Below are 11,200 nucleotides of genomic sequence, written 5' to 3'. Positions count from 1 at the left end.
CCGCCGGCTCCACGGTGAAATAGGCCACATTCCACCGGTCGAATACGAGAACAACCACTACCTCACGACCACGAAACCCCAGGTCACAAACAATAACTGAAGTCTCTACCGAACCCGGTACGGTTCATTGTCCGCGTTCGTAGAACGCCAGCAGCCCAGGCGCACTGGTCGGGAGTTGCGGAACGAGTCATCGCAGTCGAGGAGGCCGAGCGTCGAGCCCGTGGCCAGGGGCCGTCTCGATACCCGACGTTCGCGCCCGTCCTGCCTCCCGCCGCGATCGCCGTGCCCGAGGCGCAGTTCGGTGTCCAGTTGCCCGATGAGTACCGTACGTTTCTGGCGAAGGTTGGAGCCGGTGGCCCCGGGCCGGCCTTCGATCTCACGTCGTTGCACCGCATTGACGGGAGGGGCCGTTCGTCGAGACGGAAGGGTGGGCCGACCGGCAGATCACGACCCTTGCGCTGCCGGGTACGCACCCACCGCGCGTGACGAGGACGACCTGTTTTTCGTGGAGTGTGGGCGGGGTGCGATCCTCATCAGCGACAACGGTTGGGGGATGACCGGCTGGCTCGTCGTCGTCGGCCCGCACCGTGGGGTACTCCGTAACCGGGACTGCGCGGTCAAACCGCCCTTCGAGCCCTACGTCGAGGCACACGGAGACCCTCACACTGTCCGGGCCGCCCTATGGGGAGCGGCCTGCTCAGCCCTTTCCTGTGGGGGTAGTGGCGGCCAAGTGCTTGCTGAGCAGGCGCAGGAGCGGTGAGCGGCCGCGGGTGGGGACGGTCAGGAGGGGGTGGCCGCGTACGTGCCAGGTGGCCAGGAGTGTGTTGGCGGCTTGGAAGCCGCTGGTGGCTGCGCGTTCCATGAGGGCGGTGGGGGTGGCCGAGGCGACGAGGTCGCCGGCGAGGGCGAGTCGGGGGTGGGGTGTGGTGATCGTGGGGCGTCGGTGGTGGCTGCCGGGGGTGAACAGGGGGCAGTCGGCACGCCACTCGTGGCGCTGATCGATGACTATGGCGTCGCTGGTTTCCGGGTAGATGCGGGCGAGTTCGTGGAGCAGGCGCTGGGCGAGGATGGTGTGGTCCTCCTGCGGGTCCGCGGCGTAGGCGTGCAGTTCGATCACGCTGCCGCCCGACTGTGCGGACCAGCGGGCGGCTTGGCCCTCGAAGTGGTTGAGGACGCTGATGTTGTCCAGGGGGCCGTAGCCGCTGGTGCCGAGGAACGCGGGCCGGTCGGGGCGGACTGGCCGGTCGAGCCAGTAGCGGGAGACGAGGAAGGGAGGAGCCTGCCGGAGTTGGGCGATCCGCTCGCGCCAGTGGGAGGTTGCGAGCCGGGGTGAGGCGGCGGTGAGGGTTTTCAGGCCGCCGGTGTCCAGGGCGAGGACCACGGCGTCGTAGCGCTCGTCGTGGGGTGTTGCAGGCGCGTGCGCGTCCTGGGTGGTGAGGGTGAAGCCGTCGCCCCGTTCGGTGACGCGGTGGACGGTGGTGCCGGTGCGGATGTGTACGCAGTGGCGGTCCAGGTGGGTGGCGAGTGGGTCCCACAGGGCGGTGGGGAAGGGCTCGGCGGCGACGTCGAAGAGCAGTCCTTCGGCGGAGCCGAGGAAGTAGATGTGGAACATCAGCGCCAGTTCGGCGGCGGACAGATCGTGCGGGTCGGCGAAGAAGCTGCGGGAGAAGACTTCAAAAGCGAGATGGCGTGCGGCGGGCGGGAAGCGGATCGCAGTCAGGAAGTCGGCGGCACTGATGTGGTCGAGCTGCCGGTAGACGCCGGTGGGGTCCACGTTCAGCAGCGGAAGTGCGGCACGCGGGTGCATGCGTGCCAGGCCGCCGGCGGTGAAAGTGGGGCTGGTGGCGGCGAAGCCGACGACGTTCCAGGGAGGGGTGCGCGGGATGCGGGTGAAGGTGTCGCGGGCACCGCTGACGTGCTGCAGGGGGTAGTCCCCGACCGGGGTGAGCATCGCGAGCGCTGGGTCGGTGCGGCGCAGGAGGTTGCGCAGGTTGTAGTACTGGCGGAAGAAGGCGTGGAAGCCGCGGCTCATCGTCTGTGTGGTGCCGTCGGCCAGCTGGGTGGGCCAGCCGCCTACGCGGCCGCCGAGTACGGGTTCCCGCTCGATGAGGTCGACGCGCATGCCGCGTTCGGCCAGGGCGGTGGCGGCGGCCAGTCCTGCGATGCCCGCGCCGACGACGGCGGTGCGCGCCGGCTCGCCCATACGGGGGCTGCCGGGCGGTGCGGGCCAGTGGACGGCCTTGGGGTCGCGCGCCAGGCGGTGCGGGACGGCGGGGCGCTGGAGCATCAGTGCGGGCTCTTTCCAGGAAGAGTGCTGGGAGTGCCGGTGTGGTGTGCGGGCGCCGCGCGGCGCGGCAGGAGCGGGAGCTCGGCGAGCGAGTGGGTCATGGCGGCGACGGGGCAGTGCAGGCCGAGGCGCATGTCCTGGAGCGGGGTGGAGGTGCCCTGGAGGAAGCTCAGGACGTGCGGCAGCGGGTTGTCGGCGAACAGGCGGGTGAAGAAGGCGGGTCCGTCGATACGGCCGCTCGCGAGGGCACGCAGCCAGGCCGCGTCCATGGTCAGGTGGCGGCGTTTGTGCGCTCTGGGTGGCAGGGGGCGGCGGCCTGAGCGGCAGGCCTCGGCGATGGCGGCGCTCTGGCGCTGGATGGTGGCGAAGGTGTAGCCGGTGGCGGGGCGGGTGGCGCCGCCGGCCGTGCCGATGGCGAAGACGGACCTGCCGTGCCGGCGTGCGAACGATGCGTCGGTCATCGGAATCACGCCGTGTTCGGTGCCGGTGACGGTGTAGGGCCCCAGTGGGCGGATGCGCCGGGTGTAGTGGTCGAGGGCTGCTTCGTACGCGGCCTTGGTCAGTGGGCGTGGGGAGAATTCGGTGTACTCCACCAGGGCGTGGCGCGGGGAGAAGGGCAGGACGTAGGCGAACGAGAGGCCGCCGGCGGGTTGGGGGGTGCGAAAGTCCATCAGGTCGGCCACCGAGGCGTCGAAGCGGTCGGTGCTGGTTTCGACGAAGTGGCCGAGGAAGTGCTGGAAGAGTGTGGTGCGGGCCGCCGGCAGTGGGCGTGGCGGGCGGGAGTCGAAGGCCCATCGGCCGACGAGGTCCACAGTGCGGCCTTGTGCGTCGACGCCGATGACGCGTGCGCCGTGCGGGCCGTCGGTGATCGCGGTCACCGTGGCCGAGACGTGCTGGAAGCCGTCGTGGGCCGTCAACTGCTCTGTGAGGGCTGGTAGATAGTGCTCGGAACGGATCATCTTGTACCGGTAGGGACTCGTGCCGGTGATCGGCCGGCCGTCCGCATCCCGGATGCGTGTGTGCTGCCAGGAGGCGGAGACGAACTCGTCGTTCCGTCCCTCGCCTTCCTCCCAGAAGCACCAGGTTCGCGGCCGGCTGCGGGACGGTCCCGGTGGCGGCTCGACGACGGTGACCGAGGGTACGCGGCGGCCCGGGCCCGCTGAGGCGGTCAGGTATCTGGCAAGGGACAGGCCCGCTGCCCCGGCTCCGACGATGATGACGTCCGCGTCCCTCACGCATGTCCTCCCTTCGCTGGTCCTGATCCCGCGTGCGGAGTGGTCGTCACATACCCGGGAGGCGGCCGTTGCTGCGCAGTTGCCAGCGGCGTTCGGCGTAGGCCATGTCGTCGCGCCACAGTCGCGTCGCGGCACGCCGCATGAACGGGCGTAGCAGTGGGGCGGCTGCGCGGGCGGCGCCGAAGCCGGTCCGGGCGGAGGTGGCGATGACCGCTTCGATGACGGCCGTGCGCGGCCGCTGGTCGTTCGGTGCGGTGATGGGTGTGGCGTGGGTTTCGACGGAAGAGCCGGCGCCTTCGCCCTGGAGGATGCGCATCACGACCGTGCGCGGCCCGGGCGCGGTGAACTCCGCCACGACCGGCACGGCCGCGCGTCCGCCCAAGCGGTAGGCAACCCGCACCAGGAAGCGGTCGCCGGAGGCGGGGTCGGGTTCTTCCAGGACGGTGAGGTGGGTGAAGGCGTACGGGTGGAACCAGCTGCCGTGCCAGGGGTCGAGGCGGTTGGCGATGATGTCCTCCGCCTCGCAGGCGCCCTCCAGCACGGTGACCGCTTCCACCGCCTGGGCGCGCGGGGGCCGCTGAGGCACCGCGGGGAGCGGCGTGCCGGGTTCCGCGTCCTCCTGGTCGAGGCGCACCCAGACGAGTACGCCGTCGTCGTGGACCGGCAGCGGCGACCATCCGGGCCCTCCGTTCGGGGCGAGGCGCAGTCCGTGCCAGTGGCACACCAGCTCTCCGCCCACGACCCTGGACTTGCCCAGGGGTGCTCCAAGATGGGGGCAGGCGCCGGGCCCGGCGACGACTTGTCCGGTCGGGGTGCGCCAGGCGACGATCTCCTCGCCGGCCACGGTGCGGCCGAGGGGGCGGCCGGGCGGGAGATGGCGGCCGGCTGCCAGTACGAACCAGTTACCCGACGGCCGGGCGGTGGCCCGTTTGAGGGCGGAGTGGATCAGGTGGGGCTTGGCCGCTTGCCAGGTGGCGGGCTGTTCACTCCATACCTGGCGCGGCAGCGGACGCAGAGGGCTGTGCCACGAGTGGGCGATCTTCACGCAGAACTCCTTCCACCGTTGTCGGGGCCTTCGGCCGCGGGCCGGACATGCCGGCGTGCCGTGCACGGCAGGCGGTGCTGCGGGCCAGCCCGGCCAGGGCGATCGCGGCCTTGTGCGGGCGGGGCACGACGGTGCGGTGGCCGATGATGGCGCAGTTCGCGGCTTCGATGTGCTGCAGGATGGCGCTGTAGAGGATGAACGCGGTGTGCACGCACGGCCGGGAGCGCTGGTCCAGCAGTGGAATGCCCTGGGCGGCGTGGCGGTAGATGCCGCGTGTGAGGCCGATCATCTCGCGCAGAGCGTCACGCACCCGCGCGTCGGTGTGGCCGGTGCGCCGGCACCACTGGAGCAGTTCCCGGTCGACGCCGTGGGTGGTGAGCAGGTCGGCGGGCAGGTAGATGCGGCCGCGGTCGAGGTCTTCGCCGATGTCGCGCAGGAAGTTGGTGAGTTGGAAGGCGATGCCGAGTGATGCGGCGTGCGGGGCTGCTTGGGCGGTGGGTACGACGGTGCCGAGGATGGGCAGCAGTTCGAGGCCGATGACGGCGGCGGAGCCGTGCATGTAGGAGCGAAGGTCGCTCCATGTGGGGTAGTCGGTGGTGGTCAGGTCCATGCGCATCGATGCCATGAACGCGCTGAAGTGGGTGGGGTCGATGCGATAGCGGGCAGCCGTGTCGGCCAGTGCCGCCAGCACCGGGTGGTCGCTGCGCCCGGTGGCCAGGGCCTCCCGGACCGTGGTGTCGAGATCGTGGAGGTCACGAGTCCGCCGGCGGACGGTCTTGCTGGGGTCGAGGTCGTCGACGATGTCGTCGGCGTAGCGTGCGAATCCGTACAGGGCGTGGACGGCAGGTCGTTGGGCTGGGCTGAGGAGGCGGGTGGCCAGGAAGTAGGTGGCGCCTCCCCGGGCGTTGATGCGTCGGCAGCGTGTGTACGCGTCCCGGAGGCGTGGGTCGTCGACTCCGGCGGCGTCCAGTTCGCGGCTGGTCATCGGCCGTCTCCCTCCGCGGTGGCCGCCACAGCGCTGCTGCGCCGCTGCGGTGGTTCTTCGTGCACGCGGTGGCGTGCGGGCCGCGTGGCCCGGGGGGAATGGCCGGTGATGCGGGCGGCGGCCAGCTTTCCTGAGATGAGTACGGTCGGCACGCCGACGCCCGGGGTGGTGCCGCAGCCGGCCAGTACGACGTTGTCCCATCCCGAGGGCAGGTTTCGGGGGCGGAAGGGACCGGTCTGGGCGAAGGTGTGGGCTGCGGAGAAGGGCGTGCCCGCGGCCAGGCCCCGCCGGGCCCAGTCGGCCGGTGTCACCAGCTCCTCCACTTCCGTGTTCGCGGCGAAGCCGTCGAGTCCGCGCTGCTCCAACGTGGCGATGAGCCGCTGCCGGTAGTGGGGAGCGATGCGGTCCCAGTCCTGCTTGCCGCGCCGCAGGTTGGGGCAGGGCGCCAGCACCGAGTGCAGGTGCCGGCCGTCGGGTGCCAGTGTCGCGTCGCTCGCGGTGGCTCGCGTGATCAGGAGGGAGGGGTCCGACATCAGCTCGCCCGAGCGGGTCAACTGCCGGAAGGTGTCGTGCCATGCCGCGCCGAAGGACAGCGTGTGGTGCGCCAGTTGCGGCCATGTGCGGATGCCGCCCGTGTGCAGCAGCAGCGCCGAGGGCGCGTAGCGCAGCGCGACCGGACGTTTCGGCGCCCCGCCCAGGAGCCGGTGGGCCGCGGGCAGATCGCAGGTGAGGACCACCGCGTCGCACGCGATGCGTTCGCCGCCCCGGGTGTGCACGGCCACCGCGCGGCCGCCTGCGCGCTCCAGGGACTCGACACGGTCCCCGTACAGGAAGCGGGCCCCTGCCCGGGCGGCGACCTCGGCCATCGCACGCGGCACCGCGTGCATGCCGCCCCGGGGGAACCACACGCCGCCAACGGTGTCCATGTAGGCGATCACCGCGTAGGCGGCCAGCGCCCGGGTGGGCGGTACTCCCACGTACAGGGACTGGAAGGAGAACAGCCGCTGCAGCCGTTCGTCCTTCAGGTGGCGGGCGATACGGCCGTGCCAGGACCCGAATCCGCCCATGGCGGCCAGCCGGGCGAGGTCCGGGGTGACCAGGTCAAGCGGCGAATCGAAGTTCGCGTCGATGAAGGACCGCATCTGCACGCGATACAGGTCTTTCAGCCAGGCACGCATGCGCCGGTACCCGATGGCGTCGGGCCGGCCTGCCACCCGTTCGATCTCGGCTGCCATGGCCTCTTCGTCGGTGTGCACATCGATGCTCGTCCCGTCCGCGAACAGCGCTCGATAGGCCGGGTCCAGACGCCGCAGGCGCAGGTGGTCGTCCAGGCGCGCGCCCACGGCGGCCAGTGCCTCTTCGATCAGGTGCGGCATGGTCAGCACCGTCGGACCGGTATCGATCCGATAGCCTCCGCGTCGCAGCAGCCCGGCCCGGCCGCCGGGGCCGGGCTCGCCCTCCACGACCGTCACCGACCGGCCCGCCCCCAGCAGGTGCAGAGCCGTCGCAAGCCCCGACAGGCCCGCGCCGACGACCACGACGTGGTCGCTGGGGCCCTGGACCGTCTTCATGCGCCCTCCTCGCCGCACGTGCCCGGCGCCGCCGGCGGCGCCGCTACGCCGGCAGCGCGGCTGATCAGTCCTTGCAGATCGCCCGCGGTGGCCGGGTCCAGCCGCAGGGCCGCCACCGCCTTCAGCGCCTCTTGTTCCAGTTCGCTGATCAGCCGCTCGACGTGCGCCCGTGCCCCCACGTCGATCAGTGCCCCTCGCACCCTCGCGAGGCCCTGCTCCGTGAGGCCCTGGTCCCCCTGCGCCGCGTCGAGGACTCGTGCGGCCGCCTCGTGGCCGCCACTGCGTGCGTTGTGCAGCCCTACCGTCATCACGTAGGTCGGCTTGCCCTGACGCACGTCCTCACCTTTGGGCCTGCCCGTGCGCGACGAGTCACCGAACAGGTCCAGGAGATCGTCCCGCAACTGGAAGGCCAGGCCCGCCCGCTCCCCCGCCCGCTCCAGCGGCTCACGGATCTCCTCGCCGGCTCCGGCGATCACGGCGCCCATCGCCAGCGGGCGCTGCACCGTGTAGAGGCCGGCCTTCAGATGGGCGATGCGCAACGCTTCGTCAGGCGTGCACGATCGTGCTGCTTGAGCGGACAACTCCAGATACTGGCCGGTGACCATCTCCGTCCGCATGGCCCGCCACAACCGCGCACAGCGCTGTCGGGCGGCTGCCGGCAAGTCCGCCTCTTCCATGAGGTCCTGCGCCCACAGCAGCGCGAGATCGCCCGCCAGCAGGGCGGCTGACGCGCCGAACTGAGCGGGAGAGCCGCCCAGCCCGTTGGCCAGGTGGTGCTCAGTGAATGCCCGATGCAGCGAGGGCCGTCCCCTGCGCACGGCAGACGCGTCCATCAGGTCGTCGTGGACCAGAGCGCAGCCCTGCAAGAGCTCCAGCGCGGCCCCCACGCGCAGTAGCGCCCGCTGTCCGGCACCGGTACCGCCCGAGGCCCGCCAGCCGCACCACAGGAAGGCGGGCCGCAGGCGTTTGCCGCCGGTGAGGACCAGAGCGGAGAGCCGGTCGACCAGGTCGTCAGCACACGGGGCGGCCAGCGAGGCGGTCTCAGCCCTGCGCTCGTCCAGGTAGTGCCGCAGCACCAGTTCCACCCGGCCCGGCACCTCGCCCTGCGAGGCGATGGGTGCCTCGATCCCGTCAAAGGCGTCGGGCGGCAGGCGTGATGGTGGTCCTTCGCCGCTTCGCGACGGGTCGGGAGTCGTGGTGCTCTGGCGCCTCACAGCAGTTCCCTTCGACGAGGGTCACAACCCTTCTCCTCCACAGCGCCGATCCCTGTGTCGAGGCACGACGGGAACTGGCAGGGGCCGACCGTGGCGGAGCCGGGTGGCGTCCCGTGCACTTCGGACGGCCCCTCCTGCACGAACTCGCCGAAGCGATCGGACGTGACGACGAGTAACCCACCGTCATGCGATACAAACCTCTACGCAACTTATGCACCCGGTTACGCCACCCGACGTTGCGATGGCCACGTCCAAAACTGGACCATGACCCTCATGGACGTGGATGCGACTCCCCCTCGGCTGCCGGCGCCGGTGACGACGAAGCCCGGCCAGAGCCTCTTCCCTGTCGGGGTCGCCGCTCGTCTTCTGCACACCAAGGCCGCCACCCTGCGTGCTTGGGAGAGCCGTTACGGCCTCGGTCCCTCCGGCCGTACCCCCGGGGGTCACCGCCGCTATTCCACCGAGGATCTACAGCGCCTGCAGCACATGATCGCACTGGTCGACCGCGGCGTCGCGGCCGCGCAGGCAGCACACGCGGTGTCGGCCTCACCCGCGAGACGGCCGCTTGAGCAGGTGGACGCACGGGACTTGATCGCCGCGATGAACGCACTCGACCCGCAAGCCGTCACTCGCCTCGCAGCGGCCGCTCTCTACCAGCGGGGTGCCCAGTGCGCGTGGACGGGCGTCTTCACGCCCGCCCTCATGGACATCGGGCAGCGCTGGGAAGCGACAGGCTGCGGCGTGGAGTGCGAACACGTGACCAGTGGCATCCTCGAGGCCGCGCTGCGGCAGTACGCGGGTGCGGGCGTCACCGTGCAGGAGCGGTGCCCGCCCGTCCTTCTCGCGGCTGCCACCGAGGAAGCGCACACCCTCCCTCTGACCGCCCTGTCGGCCGCCCTCGCCGACCGGGGCCGGCGCAGCCTCCTGGTCGGCAGCCTCCCGGGACCGCACCTCGCCGCGGCCATCCGGCGCACCCAGCCGTGCGCCACCGTGGTGTGGGCACACGCTCGCGAGACAGCCGACGCCGGGCTGCTCGATCTGGCCCGCGCCTGCACGGCTGCTCCCGTCCATCCGGCTGGCCCGGGCTGGCCCGACGATGACGCACGCCTGCCACGCACGCTCACCAGCCTGGCCGACGCCGTGCGAACACTGACCGTCCCGTAGGGAGGCGTGGGCTGCTCCCGTCCGGCGTGTTCGCCGCATCACGGCGGTGCGGCACGACGACACGTCACGGCGGCGCGTCGCCGCGCGCCCGCTCCTGCCGCCGCAGTTCGGCGAGGTCGGCGAGCCGGTCGAGTCCGCGCACCGCCCGCGCGGTGCGGTGATTGCGCTCCAGCCGGGCACGGTTGCGGTCGAGGAAGTTCCAGTAGCCGGCCGTGTACGGGCAAGCGTGCTCGCCGCTGCGCTCGCCGGGGCGGTACGCGCAGGGCCCGCACAGGTCGCTCATCCGGTTGATGTAGGCACCGCCGGACGTGTAGGGCTTGGTCGTCATCCGGCCGCCGTCCGCGTACTGGGACATGCCGACGACGTTCGGCACCATCACCCAGTCGTAGCCGTCCACGAAGCAGCGGTGGAACCAGTCCGTCACCTCGGCGGGATCCCAGCCGCGCTGGAGGGCGTGGCTGCCGAGGACCATCAGCCGGGGGATGTGGTGCGTCCAGCCCGTGTCGCGCACCCGGGCCAGGACCGTACGCAGGCAGCGCGCCCGTACGTCGTCCGCGTCCAGGTCGTTCCACCACCGCGGCAGCGAGGTGGTGTGGCGCAGGACGTTGGAGTGCCGGTACTCCTCGCCGAAGTACCAGTAGAGCTGCCACACGTACTCACGCCAGCCCGCGATCTGCCGGACGAAGCCCTCGACGCTGCTGAGCGGCGCATCACCGGCGCGCCACGCCGCCTCGGCCCGCTCGACGCACTCCGCGGGGTCGAGCAGGCCGAGGTTGAGCGAGGACGACAGCAGACTGTGACTCATGACCGGGTCCCCGGCGAGCATGGCGTCCTCGTACGGGCCGAAGGCGCCGAGACGGTGCTCGACGAATCGGCGCAACGCCGCTCGCGCCTCGGCGCGGCTCGCGGGGAAGAGGCGGGGTCCGTCGCGTCCGACGAAGGACACGTCCCCGTCCTTCTCCCAGCGGTCGAGGTCGTGACGGACCCGTTCGTCGATCTCGTCCTCGCGTGGCCGGTAGGGCCCGGGGACCGGGAGGACCGACGCGTCGCGCGGCGGGGGCTGCCGGTTGTCGTGGTCGTAGTTCCACCGTCCGCCGGCCGGGCCGTCACCGTCCATCAGCAGGTCGTGGCCCTGCCGGACCCAGCGGTAGAAGTCCTCCTGCCGCAGCCTCCGCCCGCCGTGGCCGTCCGCCCATGCCGCGAAGTCGTCCATCGGTACGAGGAACCCGCGGGCGGGTCCCATGGTGACCTGTGGCAGGGACCGGACCAACCGCACCGCCGCGCGGGAGGTCGGGTGGTGGACGGTCACCGGGCTGTCGCCCGCCGCTGTCTCCAGCCCCTCCCGGTAGGTGACGGCCTGCACGTAGGTGACCCGGTCACCGAGTTCCGCCGCCCGGTGGCGCATGGCGGAGAGCACCAAGTGGGCCTTGGCCCGGTGGAAGCGGCGCCGCCGGAACACCGAACGGGCCTCGATCATCAGCAGTGGCGTATCACGGGTGAGACCGCTGTCCTGGGAGGGCCGCAGGAAATGGGGCCCGAGCTGGTCTCCGAAAAGCCAGTGCACAGATTCACCCTTCAGTCCCGGCCCCGCACGCCGTCGAAGCGCGCAAGGCAGTACGCGGCGCAGGGCCGCCGCCGGGCGCCCCGGCCCCGATCATCGCCTGAACGCCACGAGGGCGCCTCCCGTGGGGCGCTCTGC

At 71.6% G+C, this 11,200-nt stretch carries 8 protein-coding genes; 1 reads left to right on the top strand and 7 read right to left on the bottom strand.

From position 1 onward, the window contains the following. Positions 1 to 697: 697 nt before the first annotated feature. Genes JFN87_RS09100 through JFN87_RS09075 form a run of 6 tightly spaced genes read right to left on the bottom strand, consistent with a single transcriptional unit; the run spans position 698 to position 8,337 of the window. Positions 698 to 2,287 (bottom strand): FAD-dependent oxidoreductase, encoded by a 1,590-nt coding sequence (locus JFN87_RS09100; protein ID WP_209339421.1) that lies wholly within the window; start codon positions 2,285 to 2,287, stop codon positions 698 to 700. Then, positions 2,287 to 3,522 carry a lycopene cyclase family protein gene (locus JFN87_RS09095; protein WP_209339420.1) on the bottom strand — a complete coding sequence of 412 codons (1,236 nt, stop codon included), beginning with the start codon at positions 3,520 to 3,522 and terminating at the stop codon, positions 2,287 to 2,289. The genes JFN87_RS09100 and JFN87_RS09095 overlap by 1 nt, the downstream gene beginning before the upstream one ends. Before the next feature lie 46 nt (positions 3,523 to 3,568). Beyond that, positions 3,569 to 4,567 carry a DUF5914 domain-containing Rieske (2Fe-2S) protein gene (locus JFN87_RS09090; RefSeq protein WP_372449207.1) on the bottom strand — a complete coding sequence of 333 codons (999 nt, stop codon included), beginning with the start codon at positions 4,565 to 4,567 and terminating at the stop codon, positions 3,569 to 3,571. After that, positions 4,506 to 5,552 carry a phytoene/squalene synthase family protein gene (locus JFN87_RS09085; RefSeq protein WP_245179002.1) on the bottom strand — a complete coding sequence of 349 codons (1,047 nt, stop codon included), beginning with the start codon at positions 5,550 to 5,552 and terminating at the stop codon, positions 4,506 to 4,508. Before JFN87_RS09085 ends, JFN87_RS09090 begins: the two co-directional genes overlap by 62 nt. Beyond that, on the bottom strand, positions 5,549 to 7,123 hold the full coding sequence (gene crtI / locus JFN87_RS09080; RefSeq protein ID WP_209339418.1) for a phytoene desaturase family protein: 1,575 nt from the start codon (positions 7,121 to 7,123) through the stop codon (positions 5,549 to 5,551). Before crtI ends, JFN87_RS09085 begins: the two co-directional genes overlap by 4 nt. Further along, positions 7,120 to 8,337, bottom strand: coding sequence for a polyprenyl synthetase family protein (locus JFN87_RS09075; RefSeq protein ID WP_209339417.1), 1,218 nt, complete (start codon positions 8,335 to 8,337; stop codon positions 7,120 to 7,122). Before JFN87_RS09075 ends, crtI begins: the two co-directional genes overlap by 4 nt. A 273-nt stretch (positions 8,338 to 8,610) precedes the next feature. Between JFN87_RS09075 and JFN87_RS09070 the strand changes: the two genes are divergently transcribed. Next, positions 8,611 to 9,501, top strand: coding sequence for a MerR family transcriptional regulator (locus tag JFN87_RS09070; protein WP_209339416.1), 891 nt, complete (start codon positions 8,611 to 8,613; stop codon positions 9,499 to 9,501). A gap of 64 nt (positions 9,502 to 9,565) precedes the next feature. Here the strand turns inward: JFN87_RS09070 and JFN87_RS09065 are convergent, their stop codons facing one another. After that, entirely contained in the window at positions 9,566 to 11,065 is a 1,500-nt protein-coding gene (locus tag JFN87_RS09065; protein WP_209339415.1) for a cryptochrome/photolyase family protein, read from the bottom strand. Between the last annotated feature and the right edge of the window lie 135 nt (positions 11,066 to 11,200).

It is taken from the genome of Streptomyces montanisoli, assembly GCF_017813245.1.
GTDB lineage: Bacteria > Actinomycetota > Actinomycetes > Streptomycetales > Streptomycetaceae > Streptomyces > Streptomyces montanisoli.
This window is presented reverse-complemented; position numbering and strand designations above follow the sequence as displayed.